17 protein-coding genes are annotated in these 21,409 nt (G+C 69.6%); 11 read left to right on the top strand and 6 right to left on the bottom strand.

Annotated elements, in window-relative coordinates; translation table 11 throughout:
* Window positions 1–2: 2 nt before the first annotated feature.
* The 3 genes from W7S_RS15155 to dnaE all read left to right on the top strand — a co-directional run bounded on the left by W7S_RS15155 (window position 3) and on the right by dnaE (window position 5,274).
* Window positions 3–806, top strand: coding sequence for an SDR family oxidoreductase (locus W7S_RS15155; RefSeq protein WP_014711941.1), 804 nt, complete (start codon window positions 3–5; stop codon window positions 804–806).
* A gap of 381 nt (window positions 807–1,187) precedes the next feature.
* Window positions 1,188–1,619 carry an SRPBCC family protein gene (locus tag W7S_RS15150; RefSeq protein WP_008257858.1) on the top strand — a complete coding sequence of 144 codons (432 nt, stop codon included), beginning with the start codon at window positions 1,188–1,190 and terminating at the stop codon, window positions 1,617–1,619.
* A 121-nt stretch (window positions 1,620–1,740) separates the two neighbouring features.
* Entirely contained in the window at window positions 1,741–5,274 is a 3,534-nt protein-coding gene (gene dnaE, locus W7S_RS15145; protein WP_014711940.1) for a DNA polymerase III subunit alpha, read from the top strand.
* Between the two features lie 69 nt (window positions 5,275–5,343).
* On the opposite strand, the gene W7S_RS15140 is transcribed toward dnaE, so the two are convergent.
* On the bottom strand, window positions 5,344–5,805 hold the full coding sequence (locus W7S_RS15140) for a PPOX class F420-dependent oxidoreductase (protein WP_008257855.1): 462 nt from the start codon (window positions 5,803–5,805) through the stop codon (window positions 5,344–5,346).
* A 61-nt stretch (window positions 5,806–5,866) separates the two neighbouring features.
* Here W7S_RS15140 and W7S_RS15135 point away from each other — a divergent pair, with 61 nt between their 5' ends.
* Window positions 5,867–6,256: a helix-turn-helix domain-containing protein gene (locus W7S_RS15135; protein WP_008257853.1), complete on the top strand. Its 390-nt coding sequence runs from the start codon at window positions 5,867–5,869 to the stop codon at window positions 6,254–6,256.
* Here W7S_RS15135 and W7S_RS15130 read toward each other — a convergent pair.
* Window positions 6,235–7,107, bottom strand: a complete 873-nt coding sequence (locus W7S_RS15130; protein WP_014711939.1) for a class I SAM-dependent methyltransferase — start codon at window positions 7,105–7,107, stop codon at window positions 6,235–6,237. The genes W7S_RS15135 and W7S_RS15130 overlap by 22 nt on opposite strands.
* A gap of 100 nt (window positions 7,108–7,207) precedes the next feature.
* On the opposite strand from W7S_RS15130, the gene fadD11 reads away from it, so the two are divergent.
* From fadD11 to W7S_RS15100, 6 genes are all read left to right on the top strand, one after another.
* Complete coding sequence (gene fadD11 / locus W7S_RS15125) at window positions 7,208–9,034, top strand: fatty acid--CoA ligase FadD11 (RefSeq protein ID WP_008257846.1); 1,827 nt, start codon at window positions 7,208–7,210, stop codon at window positions 9,032–9,034.
* Complete coding sequence (locus tag W7S_RS15120) at window positions 9,031–10,935, top strand: lysophospholipid acyltransferase (RefSeq protein ID WP_014711938.1); 1,905 nt, start codon at window positions 9,031–9,033, stop codon at window positions 10,933–10,935. The genes fadD11 and W7S_RS15120 overlap by 4 nt, the downstream gene beginning before the upstream one ends.
* 87 nt (window positions 10,936–11,022) lie before the next feature.
* Window positions 11,023–11,808 (top strand): DUF6065 family protein, encoded by a 786-nt coding sequence (locus tag W7S_RS15115; protein WP_008257843.1) that lies wholly within the window; start codon window positions 11,023–11,025, stop codon window positions 11,806–11,808.
* Between the two features lie 623 nt (window positions 11,809–12,431).
* Window positions 12,432–12,869, top strand: coding sequence for a nitroreductase family deazaflavin-dependent oxidoreductase (locus W7S_RS15110; protein WP_014711937.1), 438 nt, complete (start codon window positions 12,432–12,434; stop codon window positions 12,867–12,869).
* 38 nt (window positions 12,870–12,907) lie between these two features.
* On the top strand, window positions 12,908–14,191 hold the full coding sequence (ilvA, locus tag W7S_RS15105) for a threonine ammonia-lyase (RefSeq protein WP_014711936.1): 1,284 nt from the start codon (window positions 12,908–12,910) through the stop codon (window positions 14,189–14,191).
* Window positions 14,192–14,207: 16 nt separating this feature from the next.
* Window positions 14,208–15,113 carry a phosphatase PAP2 family protein gene (locus tag W7S_RS15100; protein ID WP_014711935.1) on the top strand — a complete coding sequence of 302 codons (906 nt, stop codon included), beginning with the start codon at window positions 14,208–14,210 and terminating at the stop codon, window positions 15,111–15,113.
* Window positions 15,114–15,115: 2 nt separating this feature from the next.
* Here W7S_RS15100 and W7S_RS15095 read toward each other — a convergent pair whose 3' ends face one another.
* Entirely contained in the window at window positions 15,116–15,784 is a 669-nt protein-coding gene (locus tag W7S_RS15095) for a pyridoxamine 5'-phosphate oxidase family protein (protein ID WP_014711934.1), read from the bottom strand.
* 40 nt (window positions 15,785–15,824) lie between these two features.
* Between W7S_RS15095 and W7S_RS15090 the strand changes: the two genes are divergently transcribed.
* Window positions 15,825–17,153 (top strand): aminotransferase class I/II-fold pyridoxal phosphate-dependent enzyme, encoded by a 1,329-nt coding sequence (locus W7S_RS15090; RefSeq protein WP_014711933.1) that lies wholly within the window; start codon window positions 15,825–15,827, stop codon window positions 17,151–17,153.
* 7 nt (window positions 17,154–17,160) lie between these two features.
* Here W7S_RS15090 and W7S_RS27185 read toward each other — a convergent pair whose 3' ends face one another.
* From W7S_RS27185 to treY, 3 genes are read right to left on the bottom strand one after another with little or no spacing between them, the layout of a single operon-like run.
* Entirely contained in the window at window positions 17,161–17,325 is a 165-nt protein-coding gene (locus W7S_RS27185) for a hypothetical protein (protein ID WP_014711932.1), read from the bottom strand.
* Window positions 17,326–17,362: 37 nt separating this feature from the next.
* Complete coding sequence (treZ, locus tag W7S_RS15085) at window positions 17,363–19,105, bottom strand: malto-oligosyltrehalose trehalohydrolase (protein ID WP_014711931.1); 1,743 nt, start codon at window positions 19,103–19,105, stop codon at window positions 17,363–17,365.
* Complete coding sequence (gene treY / locus W7S_RS15080) at window positions 19,098–21,407, bottom strand: malto-oligosyltrehalose synthase (protein WP_014711930.1); 2,310 nt, start codon at window positions 21,405–21,407, stop codon at window positions 19,098–19,100. Before treY ends, treZ begins: the two co-directional genes overlap by 8 nt.
* Window positions 21,408–21,409: the final 2 nt, after the last annotated feature.

Genomic DNA, 21,409 nt, shown 5'->3' with positions numbered 1-21,409 from the left:
ACATGAGCCTTCCGAAACCTGATATCCAGACCACCGTCGTCATCACCGGGGCCTCCTCGGGCATCGGCGCCGAACTGGCCCGCGGCCTGGCCCGCCGAGGATTCCCGCTGCTGCTGGTGGCGCGGCGCCGCGAGCGCCTCGACGAGCTGGCCAACGAGGTCGGCCAGGAGTACTCGGTGGCGGTCGAGGTGCTCCCGCTGGACCTGGCCGACGAGCAGGAGCGCGCCAAGCTGGCGAGCCGGCTGCGCGCGGAGCCGATCGCCGGGCTGTGCAACAGCGCCGGCTTCGGCACCAGCGGCGTCTTCCACGAATTGCCGGTGGAACGCGAGAGCGAGGAGGTCACCCTCAACGCGCTGGCGCTGATGGAACTCACCCACGCGGCCTTGCCCGGCATGGTTGAGCGCGGCGCCGGCGCGGTGATGAACATCGCCTCGATCGCTGGCTTTCAGCCGGTTCCCTACATGGCCGTCTATTCGGCCACCAAGGCCTTCGTGCAGACGTTCTCCGAAGCCGTGCACGAGGAGTTGCACGACACCGGGGTGTCGGTGACCTGCCTGTGCCCGGGCCCGGTGCCGACCGAGTGGGCGGAGATCGCCAACGCCGAGCGGTTCAGCATTCCGCTCGCGCAGGTCTCGCCGCGCGATGTGGCCGAGGCGGCGATCGGCGGCATGCTGTCCGGCCGCCGCACGGTGGTGCCCGGCGTGGTGCCCAAGGTGGTCAGCACGGGCGGGCGGTTTGCGCCGCGCAGCCTGCTGCTGCCGGGCATCCGGATCGGCAACCGATTTCGCGGCGGGCCCAAACACTGAGCTATATGGCGCGCGTTCGTCTCACGCGCCACATCCGTCCCTCCGTCGGGCGAATGACGAAATGCCCACCTCCGAGCGACAAATGTGATGGCGCGCGTCGCAGCCCGTTGTCGCCCGCGCGTCGCCTCTCGTTGTCGCCCCGCGTCGCCTCTCGTTGTCGCCCCGTGCCGCCTCCTGTTGCCGGCCGCGCGTCGCCTCTCGTTGTCGCCCCGCGTCGCCTCCTGTTGCCGGCCGCGCGTCGCCTCCCGTTGTCGCGCGGAGGTGGGCACAAGACCACATCCCTCCCCGGCGCGACCCAATTGACGGATGTGAGGCGCGACCCGAGTGAAGATGTGAGCCGCGACCCAAGTGACGGATGTGACGCCGGGCTAAGCTCAGTCGGTGGCCGCCGTGGAGATGACCGCCGACGTACCGATGAGCCCCCAGCAGATGTGGGACCGGGTCTCCGATCTGTCGGACCTGGGCGACTGGCTGGTCATGCACGAGGGCTGGCGCAGCGAGCTGCCCGACGAGCTCGGCGAAGGCAGCCAGGTCGTCGGCGTGGCCCGCGCCAAGGGCTTCCGCAACCGGGTGACCTGGACGGTGACCAAGTGGGACCCGCCGCACGAGGTCGCGATGGCGGGCTCGGGCAAGGGCGGCACCAAATACGCCGTTTCACTCACCGTGCGACCCACCGGCGAGGGCTCGACGCTCGGCCTGCGCCTGGAACTGGGTGGGCGCCCGCTGTTCGGTCCGGTGGGCGCGGCGGCGGCCCGCGCCGTCAAAGGCGACGTGCAGAAGTCGTTGAAAAACTTCGTCGAGCTGTACGGATAAACCCTGTGGCGATCGCAAGCGCGGCGAAGCCCGGCGCGGCGGGTCGCCTCCGAAATCATCCGTGACACACGCGGCGACACGCCCAACTCGTGTCGGTCCGCGGTCATAGACTGGCGTCCCTATGAACCACTCGTCCTTCGTGCACCTGCATAACCACACCGAGTACTCGATGTTGGACGGTGCCGCGAAGATCGCGCCGATGCTCGCCGAGGTGGACCGGCTGCAAATGCCCGCGGTCGGGATGACCGACCACGGAAACATGTTCGGCGCCAGCGAGTTCTACAACGCGGCGACCAAGGCCGGGATCAAGCCGATCATCGGCGTCGAGGCCTACATCGCGCCCGCGTCGCGGTTCGACACCCGGCGGATCCTGTGGGGTGACCCCGGCCAGAAGTCCGACGACGTCTCGGGCAGCGGCTCCTACACGCACATGACGATGGTGGCCGAGACGCCCACCGGCCTGCGCAACCTGTTCAAGCTGTCCTCGCTGGCGTCGTTCGAGGGCCAGCTCGGCAAGTGGTCGCGGATGGACGCCGAGATCATCGCCGAACACGCCGAGGGCATCATCGCCACCACGGGCTGCCCCTCGGGGGAGGTGCAGACCCGGCTGCGCCTGGGTCACGACCGCGAGGCGCTGGAGTCGGCGGCCAAGTGGCGCGAGATCTTCGGCGCCGACAACTACTTCCTCGAGCTGATGGACCACGGGCTGTCCATCGAGCAGCGGGTCCGCGACGGGCTGCTCGAGATCGGCCGCAAGCTGGGCATTCCGCCGCTGGCCACCAACGACTGCCACTACGTCACCCGCGACGCCGCCCACAACCACGAGGCGCTGTTGTGCGTGCAGACCGGCAAGACGCTCTCGGACCCCAACCGGTTCAAGTTCGACGGCGACGGCTACTACCTGAAGTCGGCCGCCGAGATGCGCCGCATCTGGGACGACGAGGTCCCCGGCGCCTGCGACTCCACCCTGTTGATCGCCGAGCGGGTGCAGCCCTACGACGAGGTCTGGGCGCCGCGCGACCGGATGCCGATCTTCCCGGTGCCCGAGGGGCACGACCAGGCGAGCTGGCTGCACCACGAGGTGATGGCGGGGCTGGCGCGCCGCTTCCCGTCCGGCGTCGGCCAGGACTACATCGACCGGGCCGAGTACGAGATCAAGGTCATCTGCGACAAGGGTTTCCCGTCGTACTTTTTGATCGTCGCCGACCTGATCAACTACGCCCGGTCGGTCGACATCCGGGTGGGGCCGGGCCGCGGTTCGGCGGCGGGCTCGCTGGTGGCCTACGCGCTGGGCATCACCAACATCGATCCCATTCCGCACGGCCTGCTGTTCGAGCGGTTCCTCAACCCGGAACGCCCGTCGGCGCCCGACATCGACATCGACTTCGACGACCGCCGTCGTGGCGAGATGGTGCGCTACGCCGCCGACAAGTGGGGCTCCGACCGCGTCGCCCAGGTCATCACCTTCGGCACCATCAAAACCAAAGCGGCCCTGAAGGACTCGGCACGCATCCACTACGGCCAGCCCGGCTTCGCCATCGCCGACCGGATTACCAAGGCGCTGCCGCCGCCGATCATGGCCAAGGACATCCCGCTGTCGGGGATCACCGATCCCGCCCACGAGCGGTACAAGGAGGCCGCCGAGGTCCGCGGCCTGATCGAAACCGACCCCGACGTCCGCACCATCTACCAGACCGCCCGCGGCCTGGAAGGCCTGATCCGCAACGCCGGGGTGCACGCGTGTGCGGTGATCATGAGCAGCGAGCCGCTGACCGAGGCCATTCCGCTGTGGAAGCGGCCGCAGGACGGCGCCATCATCACCGGCTGGGACTACCCGTCGTGTGAGGCCATCGGCCTGCTGAAGATGGATTTCCTGGGCCTGCGCAACCTGACGATCATCGGCGACGCCCTGGACAACATCAAGGCCAACAGGGGAATTGACCTCGACCTGGAATCCGTCCCGCTGGACGACGGACCCACCTACGAGCTGCTGGGCCGCGGCGACACCCTGGGCGTGTTCCAGCTCGACGGCGGGCCGATGCGCGACCTGCTGCGCCGCATGCAGCCCACCGAGTTCAACGACATCGTCGCGGTGCTGGCGCTGTACCGCCCCGGCCCGATGGGCATGAACGCCCACAACGACTACGCCGACCGCAAGAACGGCCGCCAGCCGATCAAGCCGATCCACCCGGAGCTCGAGGAGCCGCTGCGCGAAATCCTCTCCGAGACTTACGGTTTGATCGTCTACCAAGAGCAGATCATGTTCATCGCCCAGAAGGTCGCCTCCTACACCATGGGCAAGGCCGACGCGCTGCGCAAGGCCATGGGCAAGAAGAAGCTCGAAGTGCTCGAGGCCGAGTACAAGGGCTTCTACGAGGGCATGACCGCCAACGGGTTCTCCGAAAAAGCGGTGAAGGCGTTGTGGGACACCATCCTTCCGTTCGCCGGGTACGCGTTCAACAAATCACACGCGGCCGGCTACGGCTTGGTCTCGTACTGGACCGCCTACCTGAAGGCCAACTATCCGGCCGAGTACATGGCCGGCCTGCTGACCTCGGTGGGTGACGACAAGGACAAGGCCGCCGTCTACCTGGCCGACTGCCGCAAGCTGGGCATCACTGTGCTGCCGCCCGACGTCAACGAATCGCTGGTGAACTTCGCCTCGGTCGGAACGGACATCCGCTTCGGGCTGGGCGCGGTGCGCAACGTCGGCGCCAACGTGGTGGGTTCGCTGATCGGCACCCGCAACGGCAAGGGCAAGTTCACCGACTTCTCGGACTACCTGAACAAGATCGACATCGCGGCCTGCAACAAGAAGGTCACCGAGTCGCTGATCAAGGCCGGCGCGTTCGACTCGCTCGGTCACGCCCGCAAGGGCCTGTTCCTGGTGCACACCGACGCGGTCGATTCGGTGCTGGGCACCAAGAAGGCCGAGGCGATCGGCCAGTTCGACCTGTTCGGCGGCGACGACGGGTGCACCGAAGCGGTGTTCACCATCAAGGTGCCCGACGACGAGTGGGAGGACAAGCACAAGCTCGCGCTGGAGCGGGAGATGCTGGGCCTCTACGTGTCCGGGCATCCGCTCAACGGGGTGGCGCACCTGCTCGCCGCGCAGGTGGATACCCAGATCCCGGCCATCCTGGACGGCGACGTGCCCAACGAGACCCAGGTGCGCGTCGGCGGCATCCTCGCGTCGGTCAACCGGCGGGTCAACAAGAACGGGATGCCTTGGGCGTCAGCGCAATTGGAGGACCTCACCGGCGGCATCGAGGTGATGTTCTTCCCGCACGCGTATTCCACCTATGGCGCCGACATCGCCGATGACACCGTCGTGCTGATCAACGCCAAGGTGGCCATCCGCGACGACCGGATCAGCCTGATCGCCAACGAACTTGTGGTACCGGACTTTTCCAGCGCCCAGGTGAACCGGCCGATCGCCGTCAGCCTGCCGACGCGGCAGTGCACCATCGACAAGGTCAGCGCGCTCAAGCAGGTGCTGGCGCGGCATCCGGGGACCTCGCAGGTGCACCTGCGGCTGATCAGCGGGGACCGGATCACCACGCTGGAACTCGATGCGTCGCTTCGGGTGACGCCGTCGCCGGCGTTGATGGGGGACCTCAAGGAGCTGCTCGGCCCGGGCTGCCTGGGCGGCTAGCGGCGCCGAGTGTGCAGCCGGCCGCGCACTCGCCGACGAGTGTGAAGCTGGGCGCACGCTCGCAAACGCTCAGGCGAGCTGCACCCGCACGATGACGCTGTCCGGCCACACCCCGCGGTCCCGGGCGCGCCGCACCTTCTCACGCAGACACAGATCCCGGTGCACGTTGGTCACGCCCGGCACCTTGAGCAGCGGCACGATGTTCCACTGCCAGCCATAACGGCGGTGCAGCACGCGGTTCGCCCGCTCGGCGTCGGCGCCAGACAGGACCGTGGCGCGGCCGGGCACCCACGGCGCCCGATCACCCGGACGCACCCGGCCCCGGTAATCGCAGGCCACCAGTTCGACGTCGCCGCGCGCGGCCAGCCGCCGGGTCTTGGGGCCCACCTTCGTTCGGAACACCAATCCGTCGCCGTCGAACGCGAACCAGATCGGGGTGTCGACGGCGGTGCCGTCGCGGCGAAAGGAGCGGAGCAGGGCGTAGCGGGATCCGTCCAGTTCCGCTCGTGAGGGGCGTGAGGGGATAGCCATAACCACAGTCAAGGACTTAGAGTTGGCTCTAAGTCAAGCATCGAATCGTTCGGGAGGCGCCATGGCCGGTGGCCGCACCATCGGGGAGATATCCCGCCAAACCGGGGTCGCCGCGACGACGCTGCGCTACTACGAGCAGATCGGCCTGGTGCCCGAGCCGACGCGGCGGGGCGGCCAGCGTCGCTACGACGACTCGATTCTGTCCCGGCTCGAGGTGATCGCGCTGTGCAAGTCCGCGGGGTTCTCGCTCGACGAGATCCAGCTGCTGTTCGCCGACGACGCGCCCGGACGGCCGGCCAGCCGCGCCCTCGCCGAGGCGAAACTCGCCGAGATCGACGCCCAGCTGGAATCGCTGGCCCGCGCCCGCGCGGTCATCGAGTGGGGGATGCGCTGCACGTGTCCGTCAATTGACGACTGTACGTGCGGCATTCACACCGCACCGCCGGCCTGAGCCGGCTCGAACCGGTAACGGAGTATCCGCGCTTTACGGACAGACGCCTTGAACTTTCCGGACATCTTGGTAGCCAACCGAATCCAGCCCGGAAACGACTCGACCTCAGGAGCGTGCGCCAGGCTGGATTCTTCGACCAGCCTCAACCGCGGATTCCACGTCTGCGGCACCCGCGCGTCTTTGAAGCCCGAATAGCCCCACTGCGCACCAACCTGGCTGAACATCTGCTGCGGGGCCAGCCTGACCGCAAGCCGGCTGAACCAACCGATGTGCCCGTAGTCGTTGAAGGCCAGCTCCCCGGATTTGAAGTGCTCGGTGATGCGACGGAAGACGCCGACGATCACCGCCTCGGACAAAAACGCGAACAGCCCGTCCGCGATGACCATGGTCGGCCGATCGCTGGGGATGGTCTGGGGCCAGCTCTCGTCGGCCACCGATGCGACGACCGAGTGGGCTTGCCGGCTCGTCGGCAGCAGCCGGTCGCGCAACGCGATGACACCCGGCAGGTCGACGCTGTACCAGTCCACCGTGGCGGGCGGGGCGACTCGAAACAGGCCCGTGTCCAAACCCGCGCCGAGGTCCACCACGACCGCATCGGGGTGGACGGCGGTGAAACCCCGGACCCGGTCATCGAGCATCTTCGCCCGCAGGGCCGACTGGCACACCACGCTCCTGGGGATGCCGAGCGCGCCGAAGTCGTAGTCGATTTTTCGGACGGTCTCGTCGGCGAGCGTGTCGCCCAGGATGGGCCGTGGCCAACGGCTGTCGAGCGCTCGCGCGTACTGGGTCAGCAACGCGGTCTGCTCAAGTGGGGAAAGATCGTGTACGTCAAATCCCGGTTCGGACCGCATAATCGCCAACGTACTAGGTGACCCGAGCGGCGTCGTTGCCGCACCGAAGAATTCGATCAATGTATTCCGTGCTCGCTGACCACCGACGTACGCTACGGAAATGACGACTGCCGAGCATCCGGCCACCCTGTGCGAGGCGTTCCAGCGCACCGCCGCGATCGACCCGAATGCCGTCGCGCTCCGCACGCCCGGCGACACTCAGACGTTGACGTGGCGAGAGCTCGCGACCCAGGTGCGCAAGGTCGCCGCCGGGCTGGCGGGCCTGGGGGTACGGCGGGGCGACACGGTGTCGCTGATGATGGCCAACCGGATCGAGTTCTACCCCTTCGAAATCGGCGCCCAACACCTCGGCGCCACATCGTTTTCGGTGTACAGCACGCTGCCGGCCGAGCAGCTGACGTATCTGTTCGACAACGCCGGCACCAAGGTCGCCATCTGCGAGGCGCACTACGTGGACCGCATCCGCGCCAGCGGCGCACCCATCGAGCACATCGTCTGCATCGACGGCTCGCCGCCCGGCACCCTCTCCGTGGATGACCTGTATGCCGCCGCGCAGGAGGATTTCGACTTCGAATCCACCTGGCGGGCAGTGCAACCCGGCGACGTCGCCACGCTCATCTACACCTCCGGGACCACCGGAAACCCCAAGGGCGTGGAGATGACCCACGCCAACCTGCTTTTCGAGATGTATGCCTTCGACGCCGTGCTGCCCAGCCGGTACGCCGACCGCGTCACGTCGTTTCTGCCCACGGCGCACATCGCGGACAGGGTGATGGGCCTGTACAGCCTGGAGGTGTTCGGCGCCCAGGTGACGGTGGTCTCCGACCCACGCGCCATCGCCGCCGCGCTGCCCGACGCGCGGCCCACCGTGTGGGGAGCGGTGCCCCGGGTCTGGGAAAAGCTCAAGGCGGGAATCGAATTCGCGATCGCCAACGAGGCGGACGAGGCCACCCGGCAGGCGTTGCAGTGGGCGATGTCGGTGGCCGCCAAGCGCGCCGCCGCACTGGTGGCCTCAGAGCCGATGCCGGATGACCTGGCCGCCGAATGGGCCACGGCCGACGAGCTGGTGCTGTCGAAGCTGCGCGAGCGCCTCGGCTTCGGCGACCTGCGTTGGGCGGTCTCCGGGGCGGCGCCCATCCCCAAGGAGACGCTGGCCTTCTTCGCCGGCATCGGCATTCCGATCGCCGAGGTCTGGGGGATGTCGGAGCTGAGCTGCGTCGCCACCGTCAGCCACCCCCGCGAGGCGCGCCTGGGCTCCGTCGGCAAGCTGCTCCCCGGGCTCGAGGGCAAGATCGCCGACGACGGCGAGTTTCTGGTGCGCGGCCCGCTGGTGATGAAGGGCTACCGCAAGGAGCCGGAGAAGACGGCCGAGGCGATCGACGCCGACGGGTGGCTGCACACCGGCGACATCCTCGAGGCCGACGCGCAGGGCTACCTGCGGGTGGTTGACCGGAAGAAGGAGCTGATCATCAATGCGGCCGGAAAGAACATGTCGCCGGCCAACATTGAGAACTCCATCCTGGCCGCGTGCCCGATGGTCGGGGTGATGATCACCATCGGCGACGGACGGCCCTACAACACCGCGCTCATGGTTTTCGACGCCGACTCGGTCGGCCCCTATGCCGCCCAACGCGGGCTGTCCGACGCGTCGCCCGCCGCGCTGGCGGCCGACCCGGAGGTCGTCGCCCAGATCGCCGCCGGGGTGGCCGCCGGCAACGCGAAACTCTCGCGGGTGGAACAGATCAAACGCTTCCGCATCCTGCCGACGCTGTGGGAGCCCGGCGGCGACGAGATCACGCTGACGATGAAACTCAAGCGCAAGCCGATCATGGCCAAGTACGCCGAGGAAATCGAAGAGCTCTACGCGCTCGACCCGCCGCCCGAGGTGTACGAGCCCTCCGGCGCCGCAACGGTGCAGCCGGCATGATCGGCGGGCCGGCGGGCACCGCCCGTGAGATCGGTCGCGTCGGAGCGCGAAAGCTGTTGCAGCGCACCGGCCTCATCGAGGAGTCGACGACGCCCCTGGCGACCGACCCGGCCGAGGTCGCCCGATTGCTGCGCGCGCCATGGTATGACGAGCGGCTGAGCAAGCTGGCCGACGACCTCGGCCGCGACCCTTCCGCTGTGCGCGCCGAGGCCGCGTCCTACCTGCGGGAGATGGCGCCCTCGCTGGACGAGCGGGCGGTGCGGGCCTGGCGCAGCTTCAGTTGCTGGCTGATGCGGGCATACGACGTGCTGGTCGACGAGGACCAGATCGCCCAGCTGCGCAGGCTGGATCGCAAAGCCACTCTGGCGTTTGCCTTTTCGCATCGCTCGTATCTGGACGGGCTGCTGCTGCCCGAGGTGATCCAGGCCAACCGGCTCTCGCCGGCGCTCACGTTCGGCGGCGCCAACCTGAACTTCTTCCCGATGGGAGCCTGGGCCAAGCGAACCGGGACGATCTTCATCCGGCGTCAGACGAAAGACATTCCCGTCTACCGCTTCGTCTTGCGGGCGTACGCCGCGCAGCTGGTGCAAGGCCACGCCAACATGACGTGGTCCATCGAAGGCGGCCGAACCAGGACGGGCAAACTGCGGCCCCCGGTGTTCGGGATCTTGCGGTACATCGCCGACGCGGTCGACGAAATCGACGGCCCCGAAGTGTATTTGGTGCCGACCTCGATCGTGTACGACCAGCTGCACGAGGTGGAGGCCATGACCACCGAGGCCTACGGCGCGACGAAGCGGCCGGAAGACTTCCGCTTCCTGATCCGGCTGGCGCGCCAGCAGGGTGAGCGGCTGGGCCGCGCCTACCTCGACTTCGGTGAACCGCTGCCGCTGCGCAAGCGCCTCGAGGAGCTGCGCGCCTTGCAAAAAACATCAGAGTCCGGCGCCAGCACCGAGATCGAACGCATCGCGCTGGACGTCGAGCACCGGATCAACCGCGCCACGCCCGTCACCCCGACCGCGGTGGTGAGCCTCGCGCTGCTGGGCGCCGACCGCTCGCTGTCGATCAGCGAGGTGCTGGCCACCGTGCGGCCGCTGGCGAGCTACATCGCGGCGCGCAACTGGACGGTGGCCGGCGCCGCCGACCTGACGAATCGCTCCACCATCCGCTGGACCCTGCACCAGCTGGTCGCCTCCGGCGTCGTGAGCGTGTATGACGCCGGCACAGAACCGGTCTGGGGCATCGGGGCGGAGCAGCACCTGGTCGCCGCGTTCTACCGCAACGCCGCCATTCACATCGTGGTCGACCGCGCGATCGCCGAGACGGCGCTGCTGGCCGCCGTCGAAGACGCCGAGGCCTCGGTCGAGGGCCTGGTCCAGCCGACGGCCGTGCGCGATGAGGCGCTGCGCCTGCGCGAGTTGCTGAAGTTCGAGTTCCTGTTCTCGGCGCGCGCGCAGTTCGAGAAGGAGCTCACCGACGAGGTGCGCCTGATCGGACGGGTGGACGACACCCGCAAGGCCGCCCACGCGGCCGACGTACGCGGCCTGCTGGAGAAGGCCGACGTGCTGCTGGCGCACCTCGTGCTGCGCCCGTTCCTCGACGCCTACCACATCGTGGCCGACCGGCTCGCCGCCTACGACGACGAATCGTTCGACGAGGACGCGTTTCTCGCCGAGTGCCTCGAGGTGGGCAAGCAATGGGAGTTGCAGCGCAGGATCGCCAGCGCCGAGTCGCGGTCGATGGAGTTGTTCAAGACGGCGCTGCGACTGGCCCGGCATCGCGAGTTGGTCGACGGCGTCGACGGGCCGGACATCGCCCGACGCCGGCGTGAGTTCGCCGACGAGATCGCCACCGCGGTCCGGCGCGTCAACGCCATCGCGGAGCTGGCCAGGACCTGCTGATCACTCGTCCACCGGGCGCGCGGGTTCACGGACCATTAACGTTTGGTCGCGATAGTGCGTTGGCCCTATCGGTGAAGCGAGGATCTGATGAGTGACGAGTCGACCGGGCAGGCCCGCCCGCTGATCGGGTACATCACCCATGAGATCGCGCCGCAGATCACCCCCGCGCCGATCGGTCGCACGTGGATGTCGGAGATGCGTCAGGGCTGGCCCCACCGGTGCCTGCCGATGCTGATCGCCAATCAGAGCGGCTGGGAGGTGCGCAACCGCAACGCGTTCACGGCGACGTGGATGGGCGGGGACGACCGCACCAGCCTGATGATCGCGCCCGACACCCGCGAGAGTGGCCAGTTCCTGCCCTCCAGCCACTTCGGCTACGGCATCTTGACCTGGCATCTGCCGATGCTGTTTCGCACCCCGCCGGGCTACAACCTGTTGGTGCGGGGTCCGGCGAACCATCCCAAGGACGCCATCTCCGCGTTGGAAGGCGTCGTCGAAACCGATTGGTCCAGTTCGAGTTTCAGCATGAACTGGAAATTCACCCGCGAGTTCATGCCGGTGCGCTTCGAGGTCGACGAGCCGATCTGCATGATCGTCCCGCAGCGCCGCGCCGAACTGGAGGAGTTCGCGCCCGAACTGCGGCCCATCGAGTCCGACGAGGAACTGCATCGCAAGCACGAGTTCTTCCTGGGCTCACGCGGCGCGCTGGGACGCGAGCAGGAGACGGCCGACGGCGCCCCCGGCGAGCGGGTGCCGTGGCAGGGCGACTACACCCGGGGCCGCCACGCCGACGGCGAGTCCGGGGCCGACGACCACCAGACGAAGCGCCGCCTGCGGCCCTTCGCCGCGCACGAACCCGAGCACCGGGACTAGCGCGATTGCCCGCCTTCCAGCGACAGCGGTGTGGACGAGCCGTAACCAACCTGGGGGTCCTGGCCGGACCTACACTTTCTAGTTATGAACAAGGTTACGAGGGTCTTGTTTGCGCTGTTGCTCGCCTTCGCGGTCTCAACAACCTCGGTGAGCTGCGTACCTCCCTACTGCCCCCTCACGGGCGGCCCGGCCGTCATCTGCTAGTCACCGCGGCCACTGAGGGGTGAAACCGCTCGCCGCACGGATAAGCCAACCGCGTGGCTGGCCTTCGGCAGCGCAGCCGTTGGGCGGCCGCTGATCGTGTTGGCGAATCAGGCTGGGCGGTCATAGATCTGGGACCTCGAGCGCGAAGCGCATGCTTTGAGTGTGGCTGGGCGCGCCGCGGTTCACAGCCGTCGATGGTTTGCGTCTTGCTGTGCTTGACCGCGTCGCGTGACGGCCGCCGCGCCACGAGGGGGAGCAAGGTAGAGATCGCCATGTGCCACGAACAATGAGAACCGGCCGTTGTCGCTCGGAGATGGGCATTGGCACTATGTCCCTCGAGCCGTGACCCGTGGGGCCGGTGCGGCCCCTGTGGCGAACTCGGTCACCGCAGACGGGGCGCCGCGCTTAAAGTTGGTGGCATGCCGCTTTCTGGAGAGTACGAGCCGTCGCCCTGGGATTGGTCTCGCGAGCAAGCCGAAAAGTACGCCGCGTCGGGGGGCGCCGAGGCCGCCGACATGAAGGGCAAGCCGATCATCCTGCTGACCACGGTCGGCGCCAAGACCGGCAAACTCCGCAAGACGCCGCTGATGCGGGTCGAGCACGACGGCCAGTACGCCGTCGTCGCCTCGCTCGGTGGGGCGCCGAAAAACCCGGTCTGGTACCACAACATCAAGAAGAACCCCCGGGTGGAGTTGCAGGACGGCTCCGTCACCCGCGACTACGACGCCCGCGAGGTGTTCGGCGACGAGAAGGCCACCTGGTGGGAGCGGGCCGTCGAGGCCTGGCCGGAGTACGCCGAGTATCAGACCAAGACCGACCGCCAGATCCCGGTGTTCGTGCTGACCCCGGTCGGCTGAATTCCGGAGTTGGCCAGCTGGCATGGCACCATTAATCAGTGTCCGCTGAATTGAGCCGTCCTCCGAGCGTCGCGCCGCTGACCGCGGCGGACATCGACACCGCGGCCAAGCGGATCGCGGCCGTCGTGACGCCGACCCCGTTGCAGTTCAGCGACCGGTTGTCGGCCATCACCGGCGCGCGGGTCTACCTCAAGCGCGAGGACCTGCAGATCGTGCGCTCCTACAAACTGCGGGGCGCCTACAACCTGCTGGTTCAGCTCTCCGAGACGGAGCTGGCCGCGGGCGTGGTGTGCTCGTCGGCGGGCAACCACGCCCAGGGCTTCGCCTACGCGTGCCGGATGTTGCAGGTGCACGGACGCGTCTACGTGCCCGCCAAGACGCCCATGCAAAAGCGTGACCGGATCCGCTACCACGGCGGGGACTTCATCGAGCTGATCGTCGGTGGCACGACCTACGACCTTGCCGCCGAGGCCGCGCTGGCCGACGTGGAAAGCACCGGCGCCACCCTGGTCCCGCCCTACGACGACCCGCGCACCATGGCGGGCCAGGGCACCATCGCCGTCGAACTGCTCGACCAACTCGAGACCGAGCCGGACCTGGTGGCGGTCCCGGTGGGCGGCGGCGGCTGCATCGCCGGCATCACCAGCTACCTCGCCGAGCGGACCGAGAACACGTCGGTGCTCGGCGTCGAGCCGGCCGGCGCCGCGGCGATGATGGCCGCCCTGTCCGCCGGCGAGCCGGTAACGCTGGATCACGTCGACCAGTTCGTCGACGGCGCCGCGGTGCGCCGCGCCGGCGACCTGACCTACGCCGCGCTGGCGGCCGCCGGCGACATGGTGTCGATCACCGCGGTCGACGAGGGAGCGGTGTGCACCACGATGCTCGACCTCTACCAGAACGAGGGCATCATCGCCGAACCCGCGGGCGCCCTGTCGGTGACGGGATTGCTGGACGCCGACATCGAGCCCGGCTCGACGGTGGTGTGCCTGATCTCCGGAGGCAACAACGACGTCTCGCGCTACGGCGAAGTGCTGGAGCGCTCGCTGGTCCACCTCGGCCTCAAGCACTACTTCCTGGTCGACTTCCCGCAGGAGCCCGGCGCCCTGCGCCGGTTCCTCGACGAGGTACTCGGACCCAACGACGACATCACGCTCTTCGAGTACGTCAAGCGCAACAACCGGGAGACCGGCGAGGCGCTCGTCGGCATCCAGTTGGGATCCTCGGCCGACCTGGACGGCCTGCTGTCGAGGATGCGCGCGACGGAGCTGCACGTCGAAAGCCTGAAACCCGGGTCGCCCGCCTACCGCTACCTGCTGCTCTAGTCTCGGGCCGCAATTGATGCACGAGCCGTATGGACCCGGGACCCCCGGTTTCGGAGTCGTCAGCGCCGCCACCATCGCCTGGCTCGTGCTGCTCGCGTGGGCGGCCATCTGGGTCGCCCGGCGCGGGCGCCTGCTGCGGGGCCTGCGGGAGAGGGTGTCGGGCGTCGCCGTGATCGGCGAAACGCTGGCGTGGGCGCGCGAGCGGATCAGCGACCGCTGGCGGGAGCTCGCCGGCCGGCTCCCGATCAGCGAGGTCGCCGCCGTGGCGCTACTGCTCGGGCTGGCCGTGGTCGTGACGCTGGCGGTCGGCTTCACCGAAGTGCTCGACGACGTGCTCGAGGGCGACGGCATCGCCGTGATCGACCACCCGGTGACCCGGTGGCTTGCGACCCATCGTGACCTGTGGCTGACCACCGTCCTGCGGACGATCACCGTCGCGGGCGGCCCCCTGTTCCTGGCCGCGTTCGCCCTGCCGATTGCCATGGTCGCCGGCTGGCGGTGCGGGTCGTGGCGCCCGGTGGTGCTCGCCTTGGCGTGCGGCGCCGGGGTCCCGTTGATGCTCTTCACCGCCAAGGCCTTGGTGGGGCGGAATCGCCCGGCCCTGCCGTTCGCCCTCGTCGACGCGGACGGGTACTCGTTTCCCTCCGGACACGCCACCGGCACCGCGGCGATCATGGTCATCTCCGCGTGGATATTGACGCGCTGGCTGATCCGGGGCTGGACCGGGCGCGTGACGGTGTGGGCCGTCACGATCGGCGCGGGGTTCCTGATTGGGTTCTCGCGCGTCTACCTGGGCGTCCACTACCTCAGCGACGTGCTCGCGGGCTGGCTGCTGGGCATGGCCTGGGCGGGAGCGGTCATGGTCGTCGGAACCTGGTGGGACAACACCCGACGGGCCCGCGACCGGCAACCGGGGGCGTGAGCTCAGCGGCGCCGGTCCAGGTATGGCGGCGCGGGAATGGCGGGATCGAGGTCGTCGGCCGGCACCGGGGTCCCGGCCGTCAGGGTCAGCGGCACGACGCCGGCCCAGTGGGGCAGCGGGAGGTCCTGCGGGTCGTCGGCCGGGGGACCGCCGCGCACCTTGGCCGACACCTCGGCGAGGTCGAGCGCGAGCACCCCGGTCGCGGCGAGCTCGCGGGCGTCGGGGGCCCGGCAGTCGGCGGCGCGCCCGGGCGCGATGTGGTCGAGCAGGCAGCCCAGCGCCCGCGACTTCTCCGCCGGGTCGTCGACCACGCGCGCCTCACCCACCGCGACCACCGAGCGGAAGTTCACCGAGTGGTGCATCGCGGAGCGCGCCAGCACCAGCCCGTCGACCAGGGTGACGGTGACGCACACCGGCAGGCCCGAACCCGCTGCCTCGGCCGCCCGCGCCGCCAGGAGCGGGCCGCCGCCGGTCGAACCGTGCAGGTAGAGCGTCTCGTCCAGCCGGGCGTGCGTGGTGGGCAGGACCACCGGGCGGCCGGCGCTCAGGTATCCCAGATGGCAGACCAGCGCCTCGTCGAGGATGTCGTGGACGGTGTGACGGTCGTAGCGGGCGCGTTCCCGGTAGCGGGTCGGGGTGGTGCGTGAGGTCGGCGGGTATGCGGTGTCCACGAAATTGCCCTCCGATTTGTCCTAGTACATAATGTAATGCGTGCCAGTACAAAACAGCATAACCGGAACCGGCGCGGATTCCATAGCCGCGAGCATCGAAGCGGCGATCTCGGCCGGCTCCCTGACCCCCGGCGACGCGCTGCCGCCGGTCCGCGAGCTGGCCACGCAGCTCGGCGTGAACGCCAACACCGCCGCCGCGGCCTACCGCCTGCTGCGCGATCGCGGCGCCATCGAGACCGCCGGCCGCCGGGGCACCCGGGTGCGGCACCGGCCGGCGACCAGCCCGCGTTCGCTGCTCGGGCTCGAGGTGCCCGCGGGCGTGCGCGACCTGTCGACCGGCAACCCGAGCCCGCACCTGCTGCCCATCGCGTTCGCCGCCCCGCCCGCACCGGCGCCCGCCGCGCCCGTGCTCTACGGCGGGCCCGCGATCTCGCCGGCGCTGGAGGAGTTCGCCCGCCACGCGCTGACCGCAGACGGGGTGCCCGCCGAACACCTGGCGGTGACCAGCGGCGCGCTGGACGGCATCGAGCGCGCGCTCACCGCGCATCTGCGCCCCGGCGATCGGGTCGCCATCGAGGATCCGGGGTGGGCGAACCTGCTCGATCTTCTTGCCGCCCTGGGGCTTTCGGCCGAGCCGGTGCGCGTGGACGACGACGGGCCGTTGACCGCCGACCTGGCCCGGGCCCTCGGGCGCGGGGTGCGCGCGCTGGTCCTGACCAACCGCGCGCAGAACCCGACGGGCGCCGCGCTATCGGCGCAACGCGCCGAGGGCCTGCGTGAGGTGTTGGCCCGCCGCGCCGAGGACCTGCTGGTGGTCGAGGACGATCACTGCGCGGGCATCGCCGGCGTACCGCTGCGCACCCTGGCCGGCTGCACCGCCCACTGGGCGTTCGTCCGCTCGGCGTCCAAGGCCTACGGCCCGGACCTGCGCGTGGCCGTGCTGGCCGGTGACCACCGGACCGTCGAGCGCGTGCATGGCCGCCTGCGGCTCGGGCCGGGCTGGGTCAGCCACCTGTTGCAGCGGCTGGCCGTCGGCCTGTGGTCCGACGGTGCGGCAGCCGAGCTGGTCGCCGACGCCGAGCGGCACTACGCCGACCGCCGGTCGCGGCTGTGCGACGCCCTGGCCGGCCGCGGTCTCGACGCGCACGGACGGTCCGGGCTCAACTTGTGGGTGCCGGTTCCCGACGAGGCGGTCGCGATCTCACGGCTGCTCGGCGCCGGCTGGGCGGCGGCGCCGGGCGCCCGATTCCGCATGCGGACTCCGGCGGGGATCCGGCTGACGATCTCGGACCTGGCGCCCGACGAGATCGATCCACTCGCCGACGCGGTCGCCCAGGCGGTGCGCCCCGACGGCCGGCCCATCGTGTAGCCGAAGGTCAGGCGGTCTCGTCGTCACCCGGGCCGGGGCCCGTCCACAACAGCTCGATGGTGGGGTTGGGCGGCGCGTCGCGGCGCACGGTGCGCCGGGCGCTCAGGCCGCGGCGGGTCGGATTGTGCGAGCAGATCCGCCGCAGTTTGTGACCGAATTCAGAATGATTCATGGCCGCATCATCGGGGTCGACGCCCCGCGGCCGCCACTCAGTTATCCACAGCCCGCGCGGGTGCGGCGAGGATGGCGAACGAATGGCCTTGCAGCACAGCGCCGTCGGCGTCGACGGCCGGCTCCTCCCAGGCCAGCACGACCTCGCCGCCGACCGGCACCCGCACGGGCTCGGCGCCCAGGTTGCACACGATGCGCAGCCGCCCGCGCGACACGGCGATCCAGCCCTGGTCCTCGTCGTAGTCGACCGCGAGGTGCTCGAGCCAAGGGTCGGCGAGGTCGGGGTCGGTGCGCCGCAACGCGATCAGGTCGCGATACAGCCGGCGCAGGCGGGCGTGTTCGCCGTTGTCGACCTCGTCCCAGTTCAGCTTGGAGCGCACGAACGTCTCGGGGTCCTGCGGGTCGGGGATCTCGTCGGCGTCCCAGCCGTGCTCGGCGAACTCGGCCTTGCGTCCCTCGGCGGTGGCCCTCGCCAGCTCCGGTTCGGGATGGGAGCTGAAGAACTGGAACGGCGTGGACGCCGCGTATTCCTCGCCCATGAAAAGCATTGCGGTGTAGGGTGATCCGAGCGCCAGGGCCGCCTTGACGGCCAGTTGGCCGCCGGTCAGGTTCTGCGAGGGCCGATCCCCGAGGGCGCGGTTGCCGACCTGATCGTGGGTGCAGGTGTAGGCGACCAGGCGGGTGGCCGGGATGGCTCCGGTGTCCAGCGGGCGGCCGTGGCGGCGACGCCGGAACGACGAATAGGTCGCGGCGTGAAAGAAGCCCTGGCGCAGCGTGTGCGCGAGGGTGGCCAGGCTGCCGAAGTCGCCGTAGTAGCCCTGGCGCTCGCCGGACACCGCGGTGTGGATGGCGTGATGAACGTCGTCGGCCCATTGCGCGGTCAGACCGTAGCCGCCGCGGTCGCGCGGGGTGATCAGCCGCGGGTCGTTCAGGTCGCTCTCGGCGATCAGCGACAACGGGCGCCCCAACTGCTGTGCCAGCCAGTCGGTTTCGGTGGCAAGTTCTTCGAGGATATGGATGGCGGTGGTGTCCACCAGCGCGTGGACGGCGTCCAGCCGCAGGCCGTCAGCATGAAAATCGCGCATCCAGCGCAACGCGCAGCCGATGATGTAGCGGCGGACCTCGTCGGAGTCGGCGTCGGCGATGTTGATGCCCTCGCCCCACGGGTTGCTTGCCGAGGACAGGTAGGGGCCGAACCGCGGCAGGTAGTTGCCCGACGGGCCCAGGTGGTTGAACACCGCGTCGATCAGCACGCCCAGCCCCTTTGCGTGGCAGGTGTCGACGAAGCGCACCAGCGCGTCGGGGCCGCCATAGGGTTCGTGCACGCTGTACCACAACACCCCGTCGTATCCCCAACCGTGGCTGCCGGCAAAGGAATTCACCGGCATCAGCTCGACGAAGTCCACGCCTAGGTCCACCAGGTAGTCCAGCTTGTCGACGGCGGCGTCGAGGGTCCCGGCGCCGGTGAACGTGCCCAGGTGCAGCTCGTAGATCACCGCCCCTTCGACCGACCGGCCGGCCCACCCGGTGTCGGTCCACGTCACGCCGGCCGGGTCCCACAGCTGCGAGCGGGCGTGCACGCCCTCGGGCTGGCGCGCGGAGCGCGGGTCGGGCAGTACGGTGGGATCGTTGTCGAGCAGGTACCCGTAGCGGGCGTCCGGCGCGGTGTCCACGCTCGCACGCCACCAGCCGTCCCGCGAGCGCGTCATGGGGTGCACCTCGCCCTCGACGTCGAGCCGGACCAGCTCGGGTTTGGGCGCCCACACCCGGAAGTCAGTCATGGTGTCGCTCCAGCAGCACGACCGGCAGGTCGGCGAACAACTGGGCCGCCGAGGTCGGTCCGTCCGCGACCGCCCCGGTGAGCGCGTCTTTCCAGGTGCCGTCGGGCAGCGGCAACACGGTGTTGCCCCAGCCGGTTTCGGCCAGCCGCACGGTCCAGCGGGTCACCGCGACCACGATGTCGCCGCCATTTGAGCCCCGGCGGAAGGCCACCACGTGGTCGGCCGCGTCGCCGTCGGCCAGCACCGGGACGTATTCCCCCCTCAGGAAGGTGTCCGGGTGGGCGCGGCGCACGCGCAGCGCGGTGGTGACCACCCGGATCTTCGGGTGCTGCAACTCGTGCAGGGCGGCGCGCCGGGCCGCGTAATCGACCGGGCGGCGATTGTCCGGATCGACCAGGCTGTCGTCCCACAGCTCGGTGCCCTGATAGACGTCCGGAATCCCGGGCACCGTCAGCGCCAGCAGCTTCTGCCCCAGCGCGTCACTGGCGGCGTGCGGATTGAGTTGCGCGACAAGCTCGGTCAGCTGCCCGGCCACCGGGCCGTCGAGCACCGTGTCCAGCCAGCGGTGGATCGCGTCCTCGAAGTCGGCGTCGGGGTCGTTCCACGAGGTGTGCCAGGCCGCTTCCCGGATGGCCTTCTCCGCGTAGCCGTGCAGGCGGTCGCGCAGCTCGCGGGTGACCTGCCCGTTGACCGGCCAGACGCCGAAGATGTTCTGCCACAGGAACTGTCCGGTCGCCGGGTCGGGGGAGGGGGCGCGGGTCTCCCAGCGGGCGACGAACTCGGCCCACAGCGACGGCACCTGCGACAGCACCCCGATCCGGGCGCGCACGTCCTCTCCGCGTTTGGTGTCGTGGGTGGTCAGCGTCGTCATGGTCTGCGGCCACAACCGGGCGCGGCTGGCGGCGCTGTGATGGAACTCGGCCGCGCCGACCCCGAAGCGGTGCGGCTCGCCGCCGACCTCGTTCAGCGATACCAACCGGGCGTCGCGATAGAACAGGCAGTCCTCGACCGACTTGGCGGTGACGGCCCCGCACAGCTGCTGTAGCCGGGTGGCCGGCTCGCAGTCGCGGGCCAGCGCCGTGGCCAGCACCTGCAGCGCCGGGCCCAATTCCGGTGCGGCCGCCTCGGTTTCGGCCAGTGCGGTGGGCAGCAGCGCGACCAGGCCGGGGTAGTCGCTGCGGTAGACGCCGAGGTGGGTGAGCAACGCCGCCACCGCCGCGGGCAGCTGCGGGTGGTCGGCGCCGGCGGCGGCAGCGATGCTGCGGCGCAGCCGGGACAGCTCGCTGCCCAACGTGTCGGTGGCCGAACGGATCTTGAGGTCGGCCAGCATGTCCGGCAACGCCCGGTAGTCCACGCCGGAGGACTCCACCAGCGCGGTCAGCGCCGGGACGCCCTGCGGATCCACGAAGACGCCGCCGACCTCACGCAGCACGTCGTAACCGGTGGTGCCGCCGACCGGCAGGGTGGGCTCGAGCGCCTCGTCGACCGCCAGGATCTTCTCGATCACGATCCAGGCCGAGGGGCCGACCAATTCGCGTAACCACGCCAGGTAGCCGCACGGATCGGATAGGCCGTCGGGGTGATCGATGCGCACACCGTCGACGAGCCCCTCGGCGAACCACCGCCCGACTTCGGCGTGCGTGGCGTCGAAGACCGCGCGGTCTTCCTGGCGCAGCCCCGCCAGCGAGGTGATCGAGAAGAACCGGCGGTAGCCGCACACGCCGTTGCGCCAGCCCACCAGGCGGTAGTGCTGGCGATCGTGCACCTCGGCACCGGTGCCGCCGGCGGTGCCGGGCGCGATCGGCAGCGCCAGATCGCCCAGGCGCAGCACGTCCCCGTCGACGGTCAGGTCGGCGGCGTCCTCGTCGGAGCCCAGCACCGGCAGCACGATGCGGCCATCCTGGTCGAGGTCCCAGTCGATGTCGAAAAACGTTGCGTAGGGCGAAGAACGGCCGTTCCGCAGGACGTCCCACCACCAGGGGTTCTGCCGGGGCTGGTCGATTCCGACGTGGTTGGGCACGATGTCGACGACCAGTCCCAGGCCACGCGCCCGCGCAGCCGCCGACAGCCGCGCCAGGCCGTCACGGCCGCCGAGTTCGGGGGACACCGTCGTGGGGTCGGTGACGTCGTAGCCGTGGCTCGACCCGGTGGTCGCGGTCATGATCGGGGACAGGTACAGGTGCGTCACCCCGAGGTCGTCCAGGTAGTCCAGCAGGTCTTCCGCGTCGGCGAAGGTGAACGCGGACCCGCTCGACTCACCACGCAGCTGCAGCCGATAGGTGGACAGGATGGGTAAATCCATGC

It is taken from the genome of Mycobacterium sp. MOTT36Y, assembly GCF_000262165.1.
GTDB classification, from domain to species: domain Bacteria; phylum Actinomycetota; class Actinomycetes; order Mycobacteriales; family Mycobacteriaceae; genus Mycobacterium; species Mycobacterium intracellulare.
The sequence above is the reverse complement of the archived record's forward strand: the minus strand, read 5'-3'. Positions and strand labels throughout refer to the sequence as shown.